Raw genomic sequence first — 23,874 nt, forward strand, 5'->3', positions numbered from 1 at the left:
GTCTCTTTTATGTTTTATGTTAAGAATTGGGTATAACAAGGCTGTTCTCTTAAGCTTTAAGGGCTCTAGGTTACTAGAAAGGGCATCAAAATCGTTTTTCTTGGGACAATTAGCCTTCTTAACCTTACTATATTATAGCGTACCTATAGCGGGATGAAGAATATTTTTAATGCGTACCAATATGATTTTGATACAGGTAAAATCGGGATAGCAATTATATTTATGGCCCTAATATGCCCCGAACTTTCTTTGTTGGGGTAAAGATAAAGACTCGCTAATTAAATGGACCAGCGTATTAAACTGGATCTGTGCGAAATATTTCAATCTTGTTACGCTTCGGGGAATATTTTTAAACTAATTTAGTGCTATCTCATTGGAGGGATAATTATTAACCAGATGCAAAAGAAAATACTACTTTTTTTACTCGTTTTAACCGTTTTTTTTGTCCGGTCCTATGCCCAGGTCTCATCGGTGAGCCAGCTTGCCAATGCATTTTTAGATACTGTCGAGCGGCATGCTTATAATAAATCGTTGATCAAATGGGATTCTATCCGGCCACTTTTTATTGAACAGGCAAAGACGATATCAGATATCAATGGATTAGCTCCTCATTTTAGGAGGATCATACGTCAGTTGAAAGATGGTCATTCGGCCCTTTATTTTGAAAAGGCTGATCGAAATCAGGCGGCTGAAAAGGAGCTATTTAAGAAGATGGCCGGCATGACAGATAAGGAAGCCGGCTTTCCACCCAAGATTTTTAGTCACTTTATGACCAAAGACCATTATGCCTATATTCGGGTCCCAGAGGTCCTTTACGAACAGCGAAAGTATGTAGATACAATTGGAGTACAGCTAAAAGCCTTAGATGCGCAGGATCCCAAAGCATGGATTATTGACCTGACAGATAATAATGGTGGAAGTATATTTCCCATGGTCTGGCATTTTGCAGACTTAATAGATGTCGACAGCACTTATTCGACTGTAGATAGGACGGGGGCTGAAGATAAACAGAAGGTGCGGATGCGTGATCTAAATGATCAGGATCAAAAATGGGCCAAGTTATTTGACCTGGAATACGATAAAGTGCCACCGGTTGATATTAAAAATAAGAATGTACCTATCGTTTTATTGGTTAGTGAAGTTACTTCAAGTTCAGGTGAATTTTTTATTACACATTTCAAAGGTCAAAAGAATGTGGCTATTATTGGGCAAATGACAAGTGGTCAGACCTCAGCCAATGATCAATTTCCTATTGGGAATAACTATATGGTTAATCTAACAACAGCGGTATTAAAGGATCGTACCGGAAAGATTTATGGAATTGGAGAAGGTATTAATCCGGATATTCCTATCGCTATTGATTTTGCTAAAGTGATGGGGGGAACTGAAATACGTGATTCCGGTCAGCGCCGCAAGGCTGTAAAAGCGGCAAATCCGATATATATTCAACAGGCTATTGATTATTTAAAAAAACAGCATAAAAAATAAACAAAAAATCCTGCATGGACATAGCGCCAGCAGGATTTTTTGTTCTTGAATATCCTGTTTTTATTTCAAAACAAATTTGAATCCCAATGAGAAACGGGAAGCTTCGAAATACGATCCATGTGATAAATTCCACCAAGGTTTCCAGTCAAAATGCATTGCCAATGGCGCTGAAGGAATTCTAAATTCCAGACCTAAAGCCGGACGGATTGCAAAATGTGTGTGTGTGTTTCCTTCTCTCCAGTGGTCATCATCATCCCAGTCGCCGTGCCATTTACCATAGTCGATAAACGATGCCTGTGGACCTACACCAACATACCAAGATAGGCCACGTGTTCCCCGTATACGTTCGTTGTATGAATAATCTACACCAACGACAGTAACGTTATCTCCGAACAATACTTGCGCATTGACGGCATCATTTCCGCCAAAATTGTGTTTGATCTGTGGACCATATAATGTTTGGCCATCACCAAGGTCTATACCAAGACCAAGAGCTGTACGATAAGGTGTTTGTGCATTTGCCTCTTTATTGATGACAAATAAGAATGTAAAAAGTGTCAGAAAAGGTAGAAGTACTTTTTTCATGATATTAAAAAAATGTTAGTGTTAAGTTTTCGAACTGAAAACTTTCGCTGTTATAACAAATACTTTGCCAAAAATCATTTTTATACTGGTAAATCCTGTTTTTATTTGTAAGTATCTTTTATCAAGTTTTTTGCGCTTGTTGTTGGAGGCTTTATTTGACAGTACTATTTCCCCTGATCAAACATCGCAACTTAAACAGAGGGCCGAAGATGATAAAATGGAAACGATATTGCAAATAGCATTGTTCCTAAGATAAGAGAGTGAATTTAATGGATAACATTGCTGTTACCCATTGGTACTTAAAAATTACCTTGAGATGGAACATACGCAAATCAACAGAAAGAATATAGCGTATTGGATGGCAGAAGGTTACGATGTCCTGCAGGATGGGAAACTTATAAAAGTCGAGGGGGATTTTCCGGAATTTTTGAAACAATTTTCTGATGAAGATGAACCAAAGATCTATCTGCTGCAAGAACTGATTACCTGGCCAGAAGAGGAACTTAAAAAATTGTAGAAGAACATGGAACAAATGAAAATAGCGGCGGAAAAAATAGTTCCGATAGATTTTGATTCCGAGGAGCTTCCCTACGAAATTAGGGAATTACGCCCCGTTGTATTTAAGGAAGAGACATCCTATTGGTGTCTCTTGGGGCCAGATGTAGAAACTGGAATTTTAGGGAATGGTGAAACGGTGTCTGACGCATTTGAAGATTGGTTGAAAATGCTACGAAAGCGTCTAAAAAGTACTGATGACAGGGATGAAGTTGCTAACTTTATACGTGATAGCTTAACAGCTTCTAATCGTAAAATATGGTAATAGCCTGTAATAGTGCGACAATAGCACTTTAGTGATAAATTTTGTGGAATCTATCTATTAAAGTTGTTTTAATGAGGTGGAGTAATTTTATTGATTATGAAAAATTCACAAGATCCGTTCGGAAGACTGACTGCGGCTCCGAACAAGCAAAATGATATTCACGCAACAGCGGTGTATATCCGATTTATTCTTATGGCAATTTTGATGTTTGCAGCCATGTATTTCTCGATGTTTGCTATGATAGATAAATTCGAAAATCTGATTCCAAATATTAATAACCTGCACATGACTTTGTTGATGACCGCTATAATGCTGCTCGTCGAACTGGCTGTTATGCATACGATGTATCCTAAACGAGAGTTAAATTTAGGTATTGCGTCGGTTGTGCTCGCATTGGCAATTTTTGCTTGGTTTGGCATTCGGGAACAAATCAATGTAGATGATAAACAATTTGTGAAAGGGATGGTTCCGCATCATGCTGCTGCAATATTAATGGCCGAAAAGGCGAGTCTCACCGATCCAGAATTGATTCAGCTGCAACGTCAGATTCTTGAAACCCAACGCCGTGAAATTGCATTGATGAAACGTAAACTCAAAGCTTTGGAAGGAGAATAACTAGCATGCTCAGCAATTATAATAGGCTTCAGGTATAACTACCTTTTTATGGGACCAATTTTCCAATGTGGTTGCATAGGGATCCAGTTCGTAGGTATTGGCCTCAAAAATATAGTGATAGTTCCCACCGATTAAGTTTACGCGAAGTATAGCATATCCCGGGCCCTTTGCAGGTAATACGTTTTCGATTTCAAAGAAATTAATAAGCTCAATGTCGTAAATTAGGCTCGTTTTCCGTCCCGCAAATCCAATTTTATTATTTTTCTTGTCTAACCAGATCCCGCTTGACTTTCCCAGTCGTTGTTGCACGTTTGGCGGAATATTTTTTACAGCAGCATTTTTACGGTAATCCGCATTAATGTCCCATTTGTTTTTCAGTTTAACGAGTTCGGTTACTTCAATGAGCTGATCGTATTCTGCATTTTCCAAAAGATACGGATAATCCCGTTGGTTGTAAAAATGCAGGGACGTGCCGCCGTCGTCATAGTTGTTTTCATCCTCATAGGTGTAGCAGATGGAGGAAGAAATCTGACTCCCAAAGTCAAATGATAAATAGCATTGGTCTTCTCTTTCGTAACCATAATCCTCTGCATCGTAATCTTCCCCATTTAACCAGAGATCACGCAGATCTTTATAGCTTCGATCTGTATTGGATTCATCATAAATGGTCGTGAAATATTCTTGAATAGGTATATGCAGGGGAACATCGTCATAATAAATTTCAAGTTCTTTCAGCCAGAGATTGCCGATCCGAACCGGGTAGTGTATTTTGAAATAGATTGTCCCATATTCACTTGCATATTGCTGTCCGATACCTAGTTTTTCGATGTCAGCATATGTGATATCCCAAGAGATAAATAGTTTGGGTTCTGAATAGATTTCGAAACCGCTATGATCATCATCAAAATCACCAGATAGAATTTTATAATTGCGGTCTTGGTGCAAGAACCAGATTTTGGCTTTACAGTCCTGTTTTTGATTAATGGTACGGAAGAATAGTGCATCGTCAAATCCAAATTGTCCAGATAGCTTGGGGTAGATTTTCGAAAAACCTTTTGACCTTGCTAATATATAATGTTGCTGATGGTCAAATAGAAATAAATAGGGCTCTCCAGCCAATAATTGAACATACGCATAGCGCAATCGAGATAAGTTGACCTCTTCTTGGTTACCCCGATCGAGGTAATATAAGCGGTCACTATCCAGCCAGACGCGATCTTTATCATTTTCTTTTTGGGAACCCGGAGTTATTATTAAAACTAAGCATGTTCAGTTATTGTGTTTGACACGCTAATTTAAGATTTTAAATTCAGCTAAATAATAACTCTGGGAGGAATCCGACTATCCTAAGAAAAAAGCAGGTGTCTACATTATTTGAAGCCATGAAAAATAATCTAAGCTATTTCGGGACAATTGGGCATCTCACCGTAAGATAGGTAATGTTATATAGATAAATAGCTGTGGGGCAGTTTAGGTTTATTTTATAATAAGGACAAAGGCCGTGTAGGATACCCTATTCTCACGGCCTTATTATTTATCTGATCATATCAAGTTAACCTACGCAATGATCATGTCGCTTCAGTTTTGTTGGGACTGAAAGTGTTTCCATGGATTATTTTTGATTATTGTGTTTCAATTTCGGGTATACCGATCCATTGCCATTTACGCTGGGTGAAACCAGGATTGACATCGCCATCAATTTTAAACCTTCTCAGATCAATGATACGTGTACCACGCCAGGATAAAAATATGCGACGGACAACAACGATTTCATTAAGCGTTAGCGTCGTCGACGCGGCATAGTTTGAGGATCCCGAGGCATCATATTTTGAAATCACCGAATTAACAAGTTGCACGGCATCACCTGTCATCAGTCCGCGAATGACCAATTCTGCCCGGATCAATTGCATCTCATCAAAATCGCTGACAAGTAATGGATCTCTTTCCTTGAACAAGTTCAGCGACCAATGTCCTTTGGCAGCTTTTACTACCGGAACACGGGCTTTATCAGCGATTGTTTTTGATGCGGCAACCAAAGTCGGGTCAACGGCCGCATCTCTGGAGTTAATATTCAATGCATTAAAGAAAGCGTTACTGACATTGCCTACGGTATTGAGAAAGCTGAAGTTTTCCATTGCGGTAAATGACTGATTGATATGCTGTACGGCTAGGGGATGATTGCCGGTATGGATTCCCAGCTTTGTCAGTAGCGCGTGAAGCAGTCGTTTCTCGACATCGGTGGCGGAAGGAAGCGCCTGCTGCCAGTAGGTTTGCGCTTTGGTATAGGCTTCCTGATGACTGACTTCTTTATGATCCGCGTAGACAGAGTGGCTGCTGTTGCTGACACTGAAATAATCCGCCATCAGCATCCAGGCATAGCCGGCATGTAAGCGGGCATTTACCAATGCCGCTTGTTTAATCTTGATACCATCTTCATCTGTCGGATTTAACGATTCTGCATTGGCAATTGCGTCTTCGGCACGTGCACGGTAATTTTGCACATTGGACCATACACTAAATAGCGAGGTATTGTCCGGTGTTAATTTATCTTCATCCAGCTCCTTATAGAAAGGAGAGTTTGGAACTGCGGTAGGAACGATCTCATCCACTATAGCCCCCGAAGCGACCAGTAGATCCGAAGCGGATGTTGCTCCGGCACGCCATATTCCGGCGATGACAGGACCATAGACATAAGCACCTTTTTCAATACGACCAAGCATAGCGATGTTGTTTAGCTGTGACTCATCAATGGTGTTGTCCGGCAATTTGGTGTCATTTACCCACTTGTCGCAGGCGGAAAGGATAAGTACTGCCATACAGGCTAATCCTACTTTCCAAAAATCTTTTATTTTGATAGACATAATCATCATTTTTTTTAAAAACCAATATTTACACTCATGGCATAACTACGCGGGGCAGGTACTGCAGTCCAGTCGGAGGATAAATAGCTGATACCACGGTTACGTTTACTACCACCCTGTGAATCTATCTGTGGTTCGACTCCACCATAATTTGTTGTCAGCCAAAGGTTGTTGCCGGTCAATGACAGCACACAGCTTTTGAATAGACCGTTTGTCTGTCTCTTGGCCCAGGCACCCAAATCATAGGAAATAGTCACATTACTCAAACGGATGAAATCAGCCTTTTCAATGAAATTACCACGTGGACCGGCATATTTTGAAAGTTCGTTCGACGTTGCGATGTATTCCGGCGTACCTGGAGTTTGTGTAGCAAGTAATGCTTTGAGATCCTCGCTTGCCTTGAAGTTATTCCCCTGGCTGGCTACGTTTCGATTGGAAATATTATATACTTTAGCGCCCTTAGAATAATTAAATAAAGATTGGATGCGCAGGTTGTTAACCAGTTGTAGATTGAAGCCAAAGGAGCCATTGTAGGTTGGGAAAGGTTTTCCCAATACCTGTGGAGCACTCTCTTTGGGTCCCGTATATTCACCTTTGTCGTTGAAATTGGCGCCCTCGGATATACCTGTATAGAAGGAGAATGCAGGTAGTCCCGGACGGATCAGATTCACGGTGTTAATAATATCATGGCCACCTGAGCTGATGACTTTATTGGACTGATGGTTGAAGATGACGAAGAGATCCAGGCTGTTTTTCTGATTACCACTGGTAAATATGCGGCTATTGTAAGTCACTTCTATCCCTTTACCGCGGATTTTACCCACATTTTCGGGATAGTCGCCGCTTAAGCTTGAAGGCCAGCCCAAAGAGGGTAATAATGTGGTGTATACAATTGCATCACGTGTGTTTTGCAGATAGTAGGTAAAGCCCAAACGTTGTTTGAAAAAGCTGATATCTGTACCGATCTCAAACTCACCGGTACGATCAGGTTTGATATTGGGATTACCTTTGCGCGAAGGTCTTACCAAAGGCCCGAAGGAAGAGTTCTCGACAAGATAGGCCGTCTGTGCATCATTTGGATAAGGTAAACGACCAGACTCACCATAAGCCGCTCTTATTTTCCATTCGTCGATTTTGCCTTGCATAAATTCAAACGGTTTCACATTGTAGGCAACACTCACTGTGGGGTACCAGATACTCGCTACATTCCGGCCGATCATATTGGACACATCCCTTCTGACCCCGGTATTGATAAACAACTGATTGTTGTAGCTTAAAAATGCCTCACCATAGATACCATGGGTACGTTTTTCGAAATAGGTATCGGTTGTACCTAAGATTTCAGCTGCTGAGGAGATATTACTGATGCCCGGTACAGCAAAGTTGCGTACGCTGATACCGTTCACTTTTTCGGTAGACTTGGTCAACTGCGATAGTAAGGCCAGATTCAGTTGCCATTTATCGGTTAGGGCAAAGTTGCGCGACAACTTGATGTCCCAGTTGATATTCTGGTTTTTACGGTCACTGACCTGTTTGGCACCGGTACTATTTGTGCCCTGTAAGTAGCCATAAGGAAGGTAATTCAACCCATCGATCCGATTGAGGTCAAGTCCCACAAGACTTTCCAGCTTGATATTAAAAGGAAGCGTATAGTTTAATTTGACACTTCCTGTAAAGCGGTCATTGGAATAGCTTTTCTCAATGGCACGCCAGGTTTCTTCGGAAATAAAAGGCCAGGGCTTCTGATCACGCATCAGATTCCAGATAGCATCATCACGTCCCGAAGCTGACTGTGGGATGCTCAGTTTACCTTTGACATAGCCAGCGGTGAAACCCAGTTTGAAGTTGTCTTTCGTAAAATCATATCCTGCACGAAAAGTCTGTCTATTGTCTTTGTTGCCCGGAACAATACCTGAGGTGCTATTGGAGTTGGCCGAAAAGAACAGACTGTTTGCCTGATCAAACTGTGCCGATAAATTGGCGTAGAACTGATTTTGATGACCGCGGTCAAAAAAGTTGTTCAGCGCATCGTTGTTGACATATTTTGTGTATTTATTAGCCAGTTCGCTGAAACCGCCCGTATATTTTACATTGACAGCCACACCTTTTTTGCCGCTCAGACCGCGCTTGGTCTGAATAATAACAACACCATTGGCTGCCTCTGCCCCATAAGATGCTGCCGCTGCTGGTCCTTTGATCACATCGATAGAAGCAATATCGTTCATCGGTAAATCATTCAATGCACTCATCGCTTCTTGCGCTGAGTTCACATCGGCGGTGTTATTGCTGTTGTAACGTATACCATCAATAAAAATCAGCGGATCACGTTCCATGCTGAAAGTTGCCGCTGAACGAATGTCAAAACGGATGGGCATGCCTACTTTTCCATTCGTATTGTATACCTGGGCACCGCTGATTCTTCCGTTTACCAGTTCTGCTAGCGAAGAGGGATTACTTTTTGCGACGATATCTGCAGCATCAATATGATCTACATTGGAACCTATCGCGCGTTTACTCCGAGAATTGGCCAAACTTGCTGTCACCAATACTTCGTCCAGTGCAACACCGGATTCAAGACTGATCTCAACCTGTTGTCCTTCCGGTACCTTCGAAAAATAGCGTTCGAAGTTCTTGTAGCCGACCATTTTAATCAGGAGGGTCTCACCATTGTGAAGTACAAGATTAAATTTTCCATTTGCGTCTGCAACAGTGCCGTTCTGAGGACGCTCCTTAATGATTACACTTGCTCCCGGCACGATCCCACCGGTGCTTTTGTCATATACGATACCTTCGATATTTTGCGCCTGAAGGGCAAAACAGGAAAGCAAAGTGATGCTCAAAAAAGTAAAAAATTGATACATATGATTTTACAGACAGTTTTTCTTTATTTAGTTTTGATCTAAATAAGGTAAATTTTGCGCAAAGGTAAACATATCCTGAAAACTGGCAAATTGCTTTTTAACTTTTTTTAACAAAAACACTCGCAGTCTAACTGTTTAATTGGAAACAGCTTAGTTGAATTGCAATGAATGTTATTTAAGTCGTTTGTCCGAAACTCGGAACGGTTGCCTTTTCTGCTCTATCCGAAGATAATTTTTCATCGGACACGAGCGATAGGATGGGATTAGGTCGAAGTATTCCAGTGGTTTTATGGTAAGGGGGCGGACTATAAACTTGAATGTTTACTGCACAAATTTGGACGTTATCCCTCTTTTTTTGACATAGAAATTTAAGGCACGTCCAGCTTCCTTTGGATGGTCAGTACTCAAGATGTCAGCACCACGTTCAATAAAACTGGCATACAGCTGGAATCCTTTCTTGGCAGCTTGCCGGTCGAGATTGCCTTGGGTACCCAGAATACACATAATCCCGTGATCATGCAATACTTTGGTCAGCTCAGGATCAGCTTCACGTGTGCCGACAAAAGCCAGGAGCTTGTTGTCGGGAATATCTTTTTCGTTAAGACGGGTTAGATCATCCAGATTTTTCACCGAAGCGGATATCATCAGATCTCCTGCTAGGTTGTGCACTTTACCTGCCTGGCCGGCACTATAGGTGATAATAACAACGCTGGATTCGGCACGTTGTTTACGGATAGCATTGATCACAGATTCGTAAGGCACCTCATTTTTTATGTCCAGTGTAAAAATGACCTTTCCCTTTCCCCAAGCAAGTGCTTCGTCCAATGTCGGGATTTTGTAAGGTGTTATTTTCTTGTTATTGTCCACCAGACGCAGTTTTTTAAGTTCGGCCAATGTGCGTTCACTGACAGATCCACGGCCTGTAGTGGTACGGTTTAGTGTATTGTCGTGCATGAGCACCAGCGCTGAATCTTTGCTGAGCCTGACATCACATTCCACAATAACGGGTTGTAGACTGGCATTATAAGCAAAGGTTTCTAAGGCATTTTCTGGATAACCGGAGGACGGTCCACCACGATGCAGGCTGACCAGTGGATAGCGGTTGTCATCATAGGTCAAAAACTGATAAAGATCCTCTACCGTGGTCAGTTGGATACGCTTGCCCACAGGTAATCCCTCTGTGTCGCCGCTATGGCGAAAACAACCGCCAACAGCTATACAGGTCAGAATTAAAATGAAACAGTACAGACGAATTCTCATGATGGACTATTGTGCGATTATAAATTATACTGGCTGATCAGGTCTACTAAAGTTTCTACTGGGGTATTGAGCTGATCTATTGTTAGATGAGCCTGCGTATAATAGGGCTCGCGTTCGGTTAATTTTTCTTCGATAAAGGCCCTTAATTCTTCTGGCGATTTGCCGATCAATATAGGTCTTTTGTGTAATTTTGATTGCGACAAACGATCAAATAAGGCTTTAGGCGTCATTTGGAGATAGACTGCATAGCCATTGGTTCTGATCCATTCCATGTTGTCAAAAAAACAGGGCGCACCACCACCGGTAGAGATGACAGCATAGTTGCCTGCAAATTTGCGTAACTGTTCGCGCTCCAGCTCCCGAAAGGCTGCCTCGCCATGTTGGCCGAAATATTCGGTAATACTCATGCCGATCTGCTTGACGATCTCCTCGTCAGTATCAATAAAAGGTAAGTCTAATTTGCTGGCAAGCTTTTTTCCTAGCGTGGTCTTTCCACTGCCCATATAGCCAATCAAAAATATAGGTTTAGGCATATTGTATTATTTGTCCTTACTTAAAAAATTATCTTCAATCGTCTTGGCATCGGGGAAATTATTGTAATGCCATTTGCCCATTACATTTCCACCTTTTAATAGCATTACCCCCGGATTTGCTCTGACCATGCTTTTCAACGGAATTAAATCCGCATAATAGATTTCGGCGATCAATTGCATTTTGTCGCTCAGATACTGCGCATCTTTGGACGCCGAAGCCGTCAACAGAACGACACGAAGACCGTTATAATCTTTGGTCATCTGCGTCACCGTCTGATTGATTTTCTGGAGGGCATCGATATTGGCTGTTGAAAGATCTTTGGCGACGATGATCACGTTATAATATGGATTGGAAATGATCTCCTGCGTATGATCCGCACCGTCTGCATCTGTGATCAATAGGTCAGGGATAGGAATATCATATCCTTTTTTAACAAGTCTACTTTCCGGTTCCCCGATGATTTCCCATGACTCGTCCTCCCATAATTTATCCTCCATATACACTTTGTCATTCACTTTTTTGGTTTCACCCGTCTTTTTGTTCTTCATGGTATAGAGCTGTTCAAAGACATCGCCTTGTTTCCCTTCTGGAAGAACCATCAGCGAAGGAAGATTATTACCGATTTTATAAGGCAGGAAATCAATAAAAGGAAGATAATTAACCGTATATATACCAATACCCAATGAAACCACGGCAGTAATCAAGGTGACGACAAATTGATTGCCGGACCCTTTGATGATAGGCCGGATCTGTTTGCGGTTAAAGAAGATGATCAGAATCAGGGCCAGGAGCACCAGATCTTTGGAAAAGGATTGCCAAGGGGTCAGTGGGATGGCATCACCAAAACAGCCGCAGGAAGTGACGACTTCAAAAAAAGCGGAATAGAATGTCAGAAAGGTGAAAAACAGGATCAATAGCAGTAGTCCCCAGGCCACCAGATTGGCATAAACACCAAACAACAAAAGGGCCCCTAATAAGATTTCAAAACCACAGATCACCACAGCAATGGCCGTTGCGTATTCATTGAATGCAGTCAGGTGAAATACCTCAAAGTATTCCTGCAATTTATAACCGAAACCTGTAGGATCATTGGCCTTGATAAATCCAGAAAAAATAAAAAGAAGTCCAGTGAAAATACGGCAAAAACCTAAGAGGTAGTTTGTCTTTGTTGTCTGTTGTGCTGCTGTCATCATCCGATTATTGTTGTGCGAGTCCTAACTTAATTAACGCAAATACTGCGTAGTTGAGCATATCCTGGTAATTGGCATGAATACCCTCCGAAACAATGGTCTGGCCATCGTTGTCTTCAATCTGTTTGACGCGGTGAATTTTCATGAGAATAAGATCTGTCATCGAAGATACCCGCATGTCGCGCCAGGCTTCTCCATAATCATGATTCTTGGCCAGCATAAGATCCCTGGTTTCGGTGACTTTCTCGGTATATTTCTGATTGACAAAGGCGGGATCGAGGTTCTCCTCCCCATCTTCGCCTAAGTCGATCTGGATCATGGCCATAATGCAATAGTTAATGATGCCGATGTATTCATCCACCACACCTTCACCAACTTTAGATACTTTTTTGACTTCAAGAGTACGTATACGTTGTGCCTTAATATAAATCTGGTCCGTAATGGAGGATAGACGCATAATCCGCCATGCCGTGCCATAGTCTTTTGTTTTTTTAATAAATAAATCTTGGCAGTGCTTGATCACACTGTTATATTCCTGAATAGTATCCATATTGCTTTTGAAAAGAACTTGATGAGACAAGTCGAGATTATAGGACAAATATAATTAGAAAATAGTACTTCTGATGGTCAAATGAATGTACAATTTGCGCTATTTTGCTAAAATTTAAATAAATATTTGAGATATTTCGACCGTTAAAAGGTTAGACGATAGCGGGGCTGTAATAAATCAGCATCGGATATGCTGAACAAATCTGTAAATAAGGTAACTTTATCCTAGTTTGATATTATGCGCAGAGTTGGTTGCCAACTTTGAATAGCAAGAAAATAGAAATTCATGATTTTTCAACAACCTATAATTCGCGAGGTAGAAATTATCCGATATGTTCAGCCATTTCGGGAGGGCGGATCTCTACCTGCGCTGGTCGATGCAGATGACGGCTTTAGTTATGTCATCAAATTTAGAGGAGCAGGACAGGGCCGTAAGGCATTGATTGCGGAGCTGATCGGAGGAGAGCTTGCCCGACTTTTAAAATTAAGAGTTCCTGAAATCGTCTTTGCACATCTTGATGAATCTTTCGGACGCTCCGAACCAGATGAAGAAATACAGGATCTACTCAAATTTAGCGTGGGGAAAAACCTCGGGCTCCATTTTTTGAGCGGTGCGATTACTTTTGATGCCAATGTCGACGTGATCGGTGCAGAAGAGGCTTCAAAAATTGTGTGGCTGGATGCTTTATTGATGAACGTGGACCGTACGGTACGGAACACCAATATGCTGATCTGGCATAAAGAACTATGGCTGATCGACCATGGCGCATCCCTATATTTCCATCACAGCTGGGACAATTGGGAAGAACAGTCGGTCAAACCCTTCGTGCAGATCAAAGATCATGTCTTGTTAAAAAATGCGGACATCGTCGAAAAAATAGATGCGGAATTTAGCCCTATTTTTACCGAAGACGTTTTCCGTAAGATACTCGCTGTGGTCCCGGACGAATGGTTGGCGGATTCCGAACGTGAATTGTCAGCAGCGGATGCGAGAGAAGTATACGTTTCATTCCTGAAACAACGTGTAGCGAGTTCGTCGATTTTTGTAAAACAGATAGCTGATGCCAGAAAGAACCTTATATGAATATGCTGTGGTACGAGTGGTACCACGTGTAGAGCGTGAGGAATTTATCAATGTAGGTATTGCACTCTATTGCCGCAAATATCGTTTTGCCAAAATGATTTATGCCGTAGATGAGCAGAAGGTCCGTGCGCTCTGCCCTAAAATTGAATTGGAACTGATTGAAAACCATTTGGCTTCGTTTCAACGGATCTGTAACGGCGATAAAGATGCCGGAAAGCTGGCTGCGCTGGATATCACAGAACGTTTTCGTTGGCTTACAGCCAAGCGAAGCACGGTCATCCAATGTTCGGCTTCACATCCCGGACTTTGTGAAGATCCTGAGGTTACGTTGCAGAACCTGTTTGAGCGCTTAGTGCTTTGATCAGCATAATTAAAAACCAGATTGGTATTTGTGCCAATAAAATGAAGAAGTGATGATTATACGGTACTGTAGGTAAAAAATCTATTGTTGTCCTCGGATCCAAACTAACACTAAAAAATGATTTAATCATAGATTTTAAGGATAATAAGGCTTAATCTATCAATATTGTATAGTATCTTTGTTTAAAGATAAGGTACTTGAAGAACAGGAGAAGACATTAGATTTGAATGTTACTCAATTAGGATCGTATATATTGGTTACTTTATTTAGGATGCTTACTTTATCTGGGTTTGTTTAATATTTACTTTTGAAGATGCATGATTTTTATCAACATATCTATGAGCAGCAATTGGCTGTTTTAGAAATGCCTTCCAATAAGAAGATCTGCGGTTGGGCAACCAAAATTTTGGATGTGCTTTTTCCGGAGCGAAATTCTGGCGAAATGAAATCGGTAGAGGATGTAAAACTTGCTTTTGAACAATTTGAATTGGAGCTGGAACAGCTGCTGAGCAAGTCAAAAGCCTGTGGTGATTGCAATCATGCACAAGTGGCCCATCAGTTTTTTGAACGTATTCCGGCCTTGTATGAGCTGATGTGCTGGGATGCTGATGCCTTGATGGATGGAGATCCGGCTGCGCAGAATAAACGTGAGGTTGTACGGACCTATCCCGGCTTTTTTGCGATCTGTATTTTTAGAATGGCAAATGAACTCCACCGCCTAGGTGTGCCCCTCATTCCAAGGATATTGACCGAACATGCACATTCCAAAACAGGTATCGATATTCATCCGGGAGCGACCATTGGCCATCACCTGCACATCGATCATGGTACCGGCCTAGTCATTGGGGAGACCTGTACGATAGGTAATTACGTTAAACTCTACCAAGGTGTCACTTTGGGGGCCTTGAGTGTGGACAAAGTGTTTTCAAATGTAAAACGTCATCCGACGATTGAAGACCATGTCATTATTTATTCTGGCGCAACGATTTTGGGCGGTGAGACACGTATAGGTCATCATTCCGTGATCGGAGGTAATGTTTGGCTGACAAGTTCAGTGGAACCTTACACGACTGTGTATCATCAGGCAACAACAAAATTCATAGATTCAAAACCAATCATATAGATAGACACAATATGGGAAATATTATAGATACCATCGGAAATACGCCATTGGTGGAGATCACTCAGTTTCATACGAATCCCAATGTACGGATCTTTGCAAAGATGGAGGGAAATAACCCTGCAGGTTCTGTCAAAGATCGTGCGGCCTTAAATATGATCCGTTCGGCCATGGAGCGTGGCGACATTTCGAAAGAAAGCAAGTTGATTGAAGCGACAAGTGGTAATACAGGGATCGCCTTGGCCATGATCGCTGGAATATATGGCTTAAGTTTGGAACTGGTCATGCCGGCATCCTCTACCCGCGAGCGGACACTTACGATGGAAGCTTATGGTGCTAAGGTCACACTGTTGGAATCGATGGAAATATGCCGGGACTATGCCGAAGAAAAAGCGTTAAAGGAAGGCTATTTTATCTTAAACCAATTTGCCAATCCGGATAACTATAAAGCCCACATCAAAACGACGGGACCAGAAATATGGCGTGATACAGATGGAAAAATTACCCACTTTGTGAGCGCAATGGGGACCACGGGAACGATCATGGGGAATTCTATTTACCTCAAAGATAAAAACCCAGCCATTCAGATTGTCGGTTGTCAACCTACGCCCGAGTCATCTATTCCTGGAATCAGACGCTGGCCAGAAGCCTACTTGCCCAAAATATTTGATCCAAGCCGTGTGGACCGCGTGATCGATATCTCACAACAGGAAGCGACCGAACTGGCACGCGAGCTGGTTAAACGTGAGGGGGTATTTGCCGGTATGAGTACGGGTGGAGCATTTGCCGGAGCCCTTAAAATTGCCAATGAAATTGAGGCAGGTATTATTGTCTTTATCGCTTGCGATCGGGGCGATCGCTACCTGAGCTCAGACTTATTTGGTTAGTCCCGCTTAAAGGATTGCTAATTAAATAATATTGCCAATCTTTATTACCCGAAAACAAAGCGTAATAAAGACTGGCTTCTTTTTTCTCTTATTGTATCTATTTTTGTCAATGCGGATTGTCCACATTATCAGTGGTATTGTTTTCCGTCAGATAGCCCGACGTTTAACTCAGGATATCGATCCAATAAAAACAGTTTCCGGCCAAGGGGCAGGAACTGCGCTATACCTGGGCTGAATTACACCACCAGGTTAGATTAGACCATTTTTCGATGCTATTCCCCGGCTCCAAAGGTTAATAGGTTATTATCCGGGTCGAGTATGGAAAACTCCCGCTGTCCCCAAGGTTTGGTCATCAATTTACCATTGGGATGGATAGCAATATTATTTTCTAAAAAAGACTGATAGAGTTGATCAATATCATCGGTACGAATATAAACCATGCCGTAGTTTTCTTGAGGCAGCAGTTCTTTAAAAGAAAAGAAATGGATTTCGACCTGATCTTTTTTGATCATCAGATAATCTTCATAGTCTGCGGCCCCACAGGCCACAAAGCCAAGTTGACCGACATAAAAATCCTTGGTAATGGCCTTATTACGCATGGGTAATTTTGGATGTATTGTAGTTAGTTTCATTTTTTCAAGTATTGCTTTTTATTTGAATCTTGCTGAAATATAAGGGTTTATTTTTATTCTAGCCTAGCTGTAAATCCTATTTTTTCGCCTAAGTACTTAAAGATCTCTAAGGGAGGTATGTTGTAGGGGTAATTTTATAATTACCAAGAGGTGAGGATTATGAGGTTTTGTATAACGTGTGGTTATGACTTATTTGTTTTTGTAGTTTTAGTAATAAGTAAAAGTTATTCAAATTTGTGGCAGATCAAAACACAAAATCATGTATAAAAAAGCTGGCTTCACGGCGCGCTATAACTATTTACTTAACAGGAAGGTTTCCGTCAGGGAAATCCTTTTTATCCTCCTTTTTATCTTATGCCTGACACCGATGGTGTCAGCTCCTTTGGCCCTGTTACTGGGTATTCTTGTTGCCCAATGGATCGGGCATCCTTTTTTGGCTGTTAACCACAAAGCCACGCAAATTCTTTTGCAGTTTTCTGTTGTTGGCTTAGGCTTCGGTATGCATATTGACTCCGCTATCCAGACAGGTAGAGACGGATTTTTGCTGACTGTTATTTCCATTATCGGGACATTGCTGCTGGGCTTTGTATTGGCCAAATTCTTAAAACTCGAAAAACTGACTGCTTATCTTATTACTGTGGGAACAGCTATTTGCGGAGGCAGTGCCATTGCAGCTGTATCGCCGGCAGTAAAAGCCAATGAAAAACAGATTAGTGTGGCCTTGGGAACTATCTTTGTACTGAATGCAATTGCTTTGTTTGTTTTCCCGGTTATCGGTCGTGCGTTGGATCTCTCGCAGACTCAATTTGGTCTTTGGTGCGCGGTTGCAATACAGGATACCAGTTCGGTAGTCGGTGCGGCAAGTAAGTATGGAACCGAAGCCCTACAGGTGGCAACGACTGTTAAATTAACGCGGGCATTGTGGATTATTCCTATAGCTCTATTGAGTGCTTTTGCTTTCAATACCAAGGGAGCAGGGATAAAGATTCCTTATTTTATCGGGTTATTTATACTGGCTATTATTTTGAATAGTTATATTCCATTTTTTCAGGAAATAGGTACCCATGTGGTCCACATCTCCAAGATCGGGCTTACATTGACGCTCTTTTTAATCGGAGCTAGCCTCTCAAAGGATGTAATACTGTCGGTAGGCTATAAGGCGATTCTGCAGGGACTGCTATTGTGGTTATGTCTTGCCGTTCCCGTATTACTCTATATTTACTACTTTCTTTAACAAAGACAGCATCTATCAAATAGCCATTGACGAATGATTGTCGTTAGGACTGTTGGGACTGATATTTTAGCAGAACCATATCTTTTAACAGCTGACCGTTTTCATAAATGGGCTGTTCGTAATTCTCTATAAAAAAATTCGCGCGGACGCCGTATTGAACAAAGCCATTACGTTCATAAAATCGGATCTGATCGAAACCACAATCGGCGGTTCCAACAATCAGATTCGGATATTGTGTGCAATAAGTCTCCTGGATGTATTGTAATATTTTGCTCCCAAGTCCTCTATTTTGATGTGAAGCAGCGACAGCAATATTTTTGATCTCCAGTGTATTGCTGTCAATGGGGTATAGACAAAATACCGCAATAGGCCGTTGTTTTTCTTGCACAACAAAGACCATGGAGTCAAAAACATATTTATTGATGGCAGCGACAGTCTCGTCGGCCAGAAGCAACAAATCATAAGGATAGTCCTTATGATTTGTGATCTGTTGTATTTCGATCTCAGCTAACATGAAAGTAGTTTATCTGAATCTGTTAAAATGAATACTGCTCGAATTGAATTCGATTTAATTGAAGTGGTATAAAAAGATAACATCTCCAACATAGGCTGGTTTGGCACTATCCTTAATTTTTAATGTTGCTTCAATGGTCACTTTGATAACCCCCCGAAGGTTTGTAACCGATTTTACATGTGTATGCAGCTGCACTTGATTATCGACCAGGACCGGTTGTGCAAAGCGCAGGTTTTCGATACCATAATTGATTTCCATTTTGACATTCCGTACTTCTGCAATCTGTTTCCATAGATAAGGAATAAGGGATAGCGTCAGATAGCCGTGTGCAATGGTCGATTTAAATGGACTTTCTGTTTTTGCTTTTTCACTGTCAAGATGGATCCATTGGTGATCTAAGGTTGCGTCGGCAAACTGGTTAATCTGTTTTTGGTCAATCGTATGCCATTGAGATTCGCCTAATGATTTTCCTTCAAAGGCCTTGTACTCTTCATAATTGTTAATTATTGTCATATGTTATGTCTTTATCGCTTGTCGTTGGAATTTGCTCCGTCGGTTACATACGGAGATATCAAATTTTGGCTAAAGATAACCATTGTCGTTGGCAATCCAAGTATGTCTGTTATTTATATGTCTACTATATAGAAGTGATCGTCGTCAGCTGAATAACCCGAAACTGCCATATGGAATGGTTTTTCCGTTAGGATAAGCTGCCATAGGTATTTTCTACATACGCTTTGAAGTTATCCAAAATAGCCTGCCAGCCCTGACGTTGCATTTCTATCGGGTTTTCGGATTCCGCGTCAAAAATAACGATAACATCAGTTCCCGATTTTTTCTCATTGAAAGTAATCGAGACCTGACGGCCATCAGGCATCACATAGGCTATTTTTTTGAAAGGTTCGAGTGCCGTATAGGTTCCTGTGAAATCAAAACCCATGGATCCGTCCTTGGCTTCCATACGATTTTTGAATGTTCCACCAATGCGCAAATCGTTGATCGCATCCGTACAATGCCAATCATCTGACGCTTGATTCCATTGCATAATGTCTTCGGCTGAGGTATAGGCGTTCCAGATGATCTCTACGCGCACATCGATATGCGCTTGTATTTTTATCTGCTCCATATTGCGTTAATAATTTTTTCTAAAGTAATTATAGTTCCCTTACTTATAACAGGAAAATTTATCTTTTGTTATGTCGTCCCTGATATAATCCCTGGTTTTTCCTGAAAAAAATAAGCTGAGGCTGTTGGCCTGTTGCTTGATGGCATTGCGGCAACAATTTTGTTTCGAAAGATGGGGATCTGAAGGGTTTTTGCTAACTTTATGAATGTGAATCCTTAAACTCATTTATTATGTCCCCAAAGTTCCTTGTCGCATTCTTTTTATTCATTTCATCCAACCTCACTTTTGCTCAAAAATACCGTACAATAGCGGATATTAGCTATTGTAAAATTACTGATACCGATGCGTATAAAAAGGAACGTTGCAAGCTCGATCTGTACGTGCCGACCGACCGAAAGCATTTCTCGACGATTGTGTGGTTTCATGGTGGTGGGCTCGAAGAGGGGAATAAATTTATTCCTTTAGAATTGAAGGATAAAGGTGTAGCCGTGGTTGCGGTCAATTATAGGCTAAGTCCCAAGGTAAAAGCTCCGGGTTACATTGAAGATGCCGCGGAAGCGGTTGCCTGGACTTTTTCCAACATTGCTTCTTATGGCGGCGATCCATCGAGAATCTTTGTATCGGGGCACTCTGCCGGGGGATATCTGGCTTTAATGGTAGGACTTGATAGCAGCTATCTGCAAAAAGAGGGTATCAACGCGAATAGTATAAAAGGACTCGCACCGATCAGTGGTCAGACCAATACACATTATACCATCAAAAAGGAACGCGGGCAGTCCATGATAATTCCACAGATCGATCAGTACGCACCTATTTCTTTCGCACGGAAGGATGCACCGCCTATTGTACTGATTACAGGCGATGCCCGATTGGAACTGCCTGCCCGGTATGAAGAAAATGCACACCTTGCAGCCATATTAAAACAGGTCGGCCATGCGAAAACGTCTTTATATCAATTGCAGGGCTTTGATCATGGGGCTGTTTACGCACCGGGATGCCTGTTATTGCTGAACTGGATAAAGGAATTAGAAAAGTAGCGGCGCAATAATCAGGCTGCTGACTATGTTCCGATTGCCTTACTGCTGCCCTGTTAGGTCCAATTAGTGGGAAAATGGAAATATAATTACCCCAAATGCCCAGGAAAAGCTGAACTGAAATATTATAAATAAATTAAAAAATATTACAACCATTATTTAGAAAATAGTGACGATCTTTATTCCGTAATATCAGCAATCGGAGTTCTCTTTGGTAAAGAAGGTATTATAGCTTAAAAAATATAAAATTTGAATCTTATGTGGGCAAAAGTCAACATCTTGTTGGTCATCAGTATTTTGGGGCTATTCTTAGCGCCAAGTCTGGGTTTTGCTTGCCATTCATTGCCGGAAAAGCCGAAGCAAGAGCAAAAGTCCTGTTGCTCCGAAAAAAGTCAGGATGTAAAAGAAAGCGAGCAGGTCCGAGATCTAAAACATATTGAGAAAGCTCAGGAGCCAAATCCTACTGGCAAGACGCAAGATGTAAAGGATAGAGCGTCCAAAGATTGCTGTAAAGACAAAAAGCAAGACTCGGGGAGTTCAGGAGATCAGGCGGATGACTGTGGGAAACACTGTGCCGAAAAATCATGCCGTACTTCGATGCAATGTAATCCCTTGATCTCTTTCGAAGAAGCAGATTCTATATTGATGTCAGATAACGATCAGCTCAAATTGTATACACTGTATAAGCAACCTTTTTGCCCGGATGCTTATTTTTCGATCTGGCAGCCGCCTAAGCTAGTCTAGTAATCGATCGTAGCCCATGCTACGTCTTGTTGGATCGCCGTCCGCGACCCAAATCCCTCTTAATGTATGAAATAAAAATACCCATTGGATCATATGATCCGTTGATTGTCTACAGTATCTAGCTTTCACTGGCTAGCTGTTAGCGGAGTTTTCATAGTTATTCATCAGAAATTTATGCGCCATCAGGTACTCTTATTTGAAAAGCATAAATATGAATCAAATTTTTGGGGGATATCCCATCGTTATTACAATACAATCCAAGTGTAACGAGTTCATTGAGACCAATGAAAACAAACACTATCAATAATCGAACGTTGTATGTGTATGAATACAATTAAAATAAACACGAATAAATAAATATTTACAGATGAAAACCATTTCAATAATTGGCTTAGTAACCCTAGTATTACTGACCAATAACACGATACAGGCACAGATCAAAAATGCGAAAACAGCAACGGTAAAAGTCTTTGGAAATACCCCGGCCGCAAAAACTGTCATCGAGCAGGAAGGCAGGGCCGGAAAGACCGCCCAAGTAGACTGGAACCAGGAAACTAAAATTGCAACCATCACCTATGATGCTTCAAAAACCAATGAAGATGAGGTTTTAAAACGTATTGCCTTGGCAGGATTTGACAGTGAGAAGTTTCTGGCACCAGACGATGCTTATGCCAAGTTGCCCAAAGCAGATCAATACACACGGACATTAAAACCAGTATCAAAATCGCATACTGCAACAGCTACAGAACCTAGTGGACAACATCAGTCGGGGCAAACAGATCATTCAGCTCACCAAAATACTACGGCAGCAGCAGCGGTAACCGGAAAAGTAACGCCGCTGACAAATGTGGTCGATCAATACTTTGCTTTAAAAGATGCGCTGGTCAAGACGGATGCCCAGACGGCAGCTACCAAGGCAGCTGCATTGCAGGAAGCAATCAAGGCCGTGGATATGAATAAGCTTGCATCCGCTGAACATACTGTCTGGATGAAGGTGATGAACAATCTGACTGCTGATGCTGCAACCATTGCGAAAAGCAAGGATGTGACCAAACAACGTGTTGCATTTGCCTCACTTTCGACGAAGCTCTATGAACTGGCCAAAGTGAGTTCTTTCGGGAGCCCTGTCTACTATCAACATTGTCCGATGTTTAACGAGGGGAAAGGTGCAAATTGGTTGAGCAAGGAAAAGGCCGTTAAAAATCCATTCTACGGAGCGCAAATGATCACTTGTGGAAGCACAGTTGAAACGCTTAACTAATAGCTGACCCCATGAAATATCTAGTTGCTATTATAGCAGTGTTTGTCCTCACATTGACGGCATGCACCAATCCGCAAAGCAAATCGAAAGCAGCGCATAAAAGTTCTGAAAAAGATACAACGATGCAGGTAACAACCGCTGCAAAGCAGTACAAAAAAGGGGATCTCGTACCTACTGAAGAGGTATGTATGGTCAACGATGCTTTTATGGCCAAGAAACAACTGCTGGTCAAACATGAGGGCAGGGCTTATTATGGCTGCTGTGAAATGTGTAAGGAACGAATCCCTAAAGAGGCCGCCGTTCGTGTTGCTATTGATCCCTTGTCCAAGAAAGAGGTTGATAAGGCCAATGCAGCGATTGCCATAACGGGTGATCAGGGTGAGGTTTCCTACTTTGAAAACGAAGAAAATTATCGGAAATACGTTGAAAATATAAACCAATAAATAGACTTAAAATGAAAAGAATAATACTGATTGTAGTTGCAGCAATGACACTTGCTGCCTGCAACAACTCAAAACCGAATCATACGCATGCTGCACATACGGCGAAGGAAGATGAGGAGACAAGCGCAGCTACGCATGAAACGAAAGCAGATACAGCTGGGGTAGCCGATACAGCATCAAAAGCGGAGGTTACTGAAACCGCTGCTAATACAAAAGCCGATGCTCCGGTTGCAAAGGATAGATCTCTTGATGAGGTGTACAGTGCTTACTTTGAATTAAAAGATGCGCTGGCAAGAGATAATGGGCAGGTGGCACAGCAGGCTGCCAAAAAGATGCAGGCTGTGGTTGCAAAAATTGATGCCGCCAAGCTGGAGACCGCTACCGCAGCTGCTTGGAAACAGTATCAACGGAAATTGGCCTTTGATACAGAACATATCGCCGGGATTGATGAAAATGGACATCAACGTGAGCATTTTGTGACGCTATCCAAAAATATGTACGCATTGCTAAAAGTAGTAAAGCCTGATGCTCCGGTCTATTATCAACACTGTCCAATGTATAATGAGGGTAAAGGCGCGCATTGGTTGAGCAAACAAAAGGCAATTGACAATCCTTATTTGGGCAAATCAATGCCGACCTGTGGATCTACTGTAGAAACAATTCAATAGCGT

26 protein-coding genes are annotated in these 23,874 nt (G+C 41.7%); 14 read left to right on the top strand and 12 right to left on the bottom strand.

Annotated features, from left to right (window positions below; all coding sequences use genetic code 11):
- Positions 1–396 precede the first annotated feature (396 nt).
- Complete coding sequence (locus tag BWD42_RS22590) at positions 397–1,488, top strand: S41 family peptidase (RefSeq protein WP_077438682.1); 1,092 nt, start codon at positions 397–399, stop codon at positions 1,486–1,488.
- Positions 1,489–1,548: 60 nt separating this feature from the next.
- Here BWD42_RS22590 and BWD42_RS22595 read toward each other — a convergent pair whose 3' ends face one another.
- Positions 1,549–2,073: a hypothetical protein gene (locus BWD42_RS22595; protein WP_077438683.1), complete on the bottom strand. Its 525-nt coding sequence runs from the start codon at positions 2,071–2,073 to the stop codon at positions 1,549–1,551.
- Positions 2,074–2,389: 316 nt separating this feature from the next.
- Here BWD42_RS22595 and BWD42_RS22600 point away from each other — a divergent pair, with 316 nt between their 5' ends.
- From BWD42_RS22600 to BWD42_RS22610, 3 genes are all read left to right on the top strand, one after another.
- A complete protein-coding gene (locus BWD42_RS22600; RefSeq protein WP_077438684.1) occupies positions 2,390–2,590 on the top strand; it encodes a hypothetical protein in 201 nt (66 codons plus the stop codon).
- Between the two features lie 15 nt (positions 2,591–2,605).
- Positions 2,606–2,893: a hypothetical protein gene (locus tag BWD42_RS22605; RefSeq protein WP_217700122.1), complete on the top strand. Its 288-nt coding sequence runs from the start codon at positions 2,606–2,608 to the stop codon at positions 2,891–2,893.
- Between the two features lie 96 nt (positions 2,894–2,989).
- Entirely contained in the window at positions 2,990–3,508 is a 519-nt protein-coding gene (locus BWD42_RS22610) for a DUF305 domain-containing protein (RefSeq protein ID WP_077438686.1), read from the top strand.
- Between the two features lie 9 nt (positions 3,509–3,517).
- Here BWD42_RS22610 and BWD42_RS22615 read toward each other — a convergent pair whose 3' ends face one another.
- The 7 genes from BWD42_RS22615 to BWD42_RS22645 form a co-directional block, all read right to left on the bottom strand.
- Entirely contained in the window at positions 3,518–4,651 is a 1,134-nt protein-coding gene (locus tag BWD42_RS22615) for a hypothetical protein (protein ID WP_139351261.1), read from the bottom strand.
- Positions 4,652–5,130: 479 nt separating this feature from the next.
- On the bottom strand, positions 5,131–6,369 hold the full coding sequence (locus tag BWD42_RS22620) for a hypothetical protein (protein ID WP_077438688.1): 1,239 nt from the start codon (positions 6,367–6,369) through the stop codon (positions 5,131–5,133).
- A 14-nt stretch (positions 6,370–6,383) separates the two neighbouring features.
- Positions 6,384–9,230, bottom strand: coding sequence for a TonB-dependent receptor domain-containing protein (locus BWD42_RS22625; RefSeq protein WP_077438689.1), 2,847 nt, complete (start codon positions 9,228–9,230; stop codon positions 6,384–6,386).
- A 321-nt stretch (positions 9,231–9,551) separates the two neighbouring features.
- On the bottom strand, positions 9,552–10,490 hold the full coding sequence (locus tag BWD42_RS22630; protein ID WP_077438690.1) for a glycerophosphodiester phosphodiesterase family protein: 939 nt from the start codon (positions 10,488–10,490) through the stop codon (positions 9,552–9,554).
- Between the two features lie 17 nt (positions 10,491–10,507).
- Positions 10,508–11,023, bottom strand: a complete 516-nt coding sequence (locus BWD42_RS22635; protein WP_077438691.1) for a shikimate kinase — start codon at positions 11,021–11,023, stop codon at positions 10,508–10,510.
- Positions 11,024–11,029: 6 nt separating this feature from the next.
- Positions 11,030–12,217 (bottom strand): BT_3928 family protein, encoded by a 1,188-nt coding sequence (locus tag BWD42_RS22640; RefSeq protein WP_077438692.1) that lies wholly within the window; start codon positions 12,215–12,217, stop codon positions 11,030–11,032.
- A 4-nt stretch (positions 12,218–12,221) separates the two neighbouring features.
- Positions 12,222–12,764, bottom strand: coding sequence for a DUF1599 domain-containing protein (locus BWD42_RS22645; protein WP_077438693.1), 543 nt, complete (start codon positions 12,762–12,764; stop codon positions 12,222–12,224).
- Positions 12,765–13,049: 285 nt separating this feature from the next.
- On the opposite strand from BWD42_RS22645, the gene BWD42_RS22650 reads away from it, so the two are divergent.
- The 4 genes from BWD42_RS22650 to cysM all read left to right on the top strand — a co-directional run bounded on the left by BWD42_RS22650 (position 13,050) and on the right by cysM (position 16,215).
- A complete protein-coding gene (locus BWD42_RS22650) occupies positions 13,050–13,847 on the top strand; it encodes a HipA family kinase (protein WP_077438694.1) in 798 nt (265 codons plus the stop codon).
- Entirely contained in the window at positions 13,825–14,208 is a 384-nt protein-coding gene (locus BWD42_RS22655) for a DUF3037 domain-containing protein (RefSeq protein ID WP_077438695.1), read from the top strand. Before BWD42_RS22650 ends, BWD42_RS22655 begins: the two co-directional genes overlap by 23 nt.
- A 313-nt stretch (positions 14,209–14,521) precedes the next feature.
- Positions 14,522–15,331: a serine O-acetyltransferase gene (locus tag BWD42_RS22660; RefSeq protein ID WP_077438696.1), complete on the top strand. Its 810-nt coding sequence runs from the start codon at positions 14,522–14,524 to the stop codon at positions 15,329–15,331.
- 11 nt (positions 15,332–15,342) lie between these two features.
- The gene (cysM, locus tag BWD42_RS22665; RefSeq protein WP_077438697.1) at positions 15,343–16,215 is read left to right on the top strand and encodes a cysteine synthase CysM; all 873 of its coding nucleotides are present in this window, start codon (positions 15,343–15,345) and stop codon (positions 16,213–16,215) included.
- A 272-nt stretch (positions 16,216–16,487) separates the two neighbouring features.
- Here cysM and BWD42_RS22670 read toward each other — a convergent pair whose 3' ends face one another.
- A complete protein-coding gene (locus tag BWD42_RS22670; RefSeq protein WP_077438698.1) occupies positions 16,488–16,847 on the bottom strand; it encodes a bleomycin resistance protein in 360 nt (119 codons plus the stop codon).
- A 259-nt stretch (positions 16,848–17,106) separates the two neighbouring features.
- Here BWD42_RS22670 and BWD42_RS22675 point away from each other — a divergent pair, with 259 nt between their 5' ends.
- A complete protein-coding gene (locus tag BWD42_RS22675; protein WP_077438699.1) occupies positions 17,107–18,081 on the top strand; it encodes a YeiH family protein in 975 nt (324 codons plus the stop codon).
- A gap of 43 nt (positions 18,082–18,124) precedes the next feature.
- Here the strand turns inward: BWD42_RS22675 and BWD42_RS22680 are convergent, their stop codons facing one another.
- The 3 genes from BWD42_RS22680 to BWD42_RS22690 form a co-directional block, all read right to left on the bottom strand.
- Positions 18,125–18,595, bottom strand: a complete 471-nt coding sequence (locus tag BWD42_RS22680) for a GNAT family N-acetyltransferase (protein ID WP_077438700.1) — start codon at positions 18,593–18,595, stop codon at positions 18,125–18,127.
- Between the two features lie 54 nt (positions 18,596–18,649).
- On the bottom strand, positions 18,650–19,108 hold the full coding sequence (locus tag BWD42_RS22685) for a MaoC family dehydratase (protein WP_077438701.1): 459 nt from the start codon (positions 19,106–19,108) through the stop codon (positions 18,650–18,652).
- Positions 19,109–19,295: 187 nt separating this feature from the next.
- The gene (locus BWD42_RS22690; protein WP_077438702.1) at positions 19,296–19,721 is read right to left on the bottom strand and encodes an SRPBCC family protein; all 426 of its coding nucleotides are present in this window, start codon (positions 19,719–19,721) and stop codon (positions 19,296–19,298) included.
- Positions 19,722–19,951: 230 nt separating this feature from the next.
- Here BWD42_RS22690 and BWD42_RS22695 point away from each other — a divergent pair, with 230 nt between their 5' ends.
- From BWD42_RS22695 to BWD42_RS22715, 5 genes are all read left to right on the top strand, one after another.
- Positions 19,952–20,758: an alpha/beta hydrolase gene (locus BWD42_RS22695; RefSeq protein WP_077438703.1), complete on the top strand. Its 807-nt coding sequence runs from the start codon at positions 19,952–19,954 to the stop codon at positions 20,756–20,758.
- Between the two features lie 255 nt (positions 20,759–21,013).
- Positions 21,014–21,499 (top strand): hypothetical protein, encoded by a 486-nt coding sequence (locus tag BWD42_RS22700; RefSeq protein ID WP_077438704.1) that lies wholly within the window; start codon positions 21,014–21,016, stop codon positions 21,497–21,499.
- Between the two features lie 367 nt (positions 21,500–21,866).
- Positions 21,867–22,760, top strand: a complete 894-nt coding sequence (locus BWD42_RS22705; protein ID WP_077438705.1) for a DUF3347 domain-containing protein — start codon at positions 21,867–21,869, stop codon at positions 22,758–22,760.
- Between the two features lie 11 nt (positions 22,761–22,771).
- On the top strand, positions 22,772–23,203 hold the full coding sequence (locus BWD42_RS22710; RefSeq protein ID WP_077438706.1) for a hypothetical protein: 432 nt from the start codon (positions 22,772–22,774) through the stop codon (positions 23,201–23,203).
- Between the two features lie 11 nt (positions 23,204–23,214).
- Positions 23,215–23,871 carry a DUF3347 domain-containing protein gene (locus tag BWD42_RS22715; RefSeq protein WP_077438707.1) on the top strand — a complete coding sequence of 219 codons (657 nt, stop codon included), beginning with the start codon at positions 23,215–23,217 and terminating at the stop codon, positions 23,869–23,871.
- Positions 23,872–23,874 lie beyond the last annotated feature (3 nt).

Source organism: Sphingobacterium sp. CZ-UAM (assembly GCF_002000245.1).
Classification (GTDB): Bacteria; Bacteroidota; Bacteroidia; order Sphingobacteriales; family Sphingobacteriaceae; genus Sphingobacterium.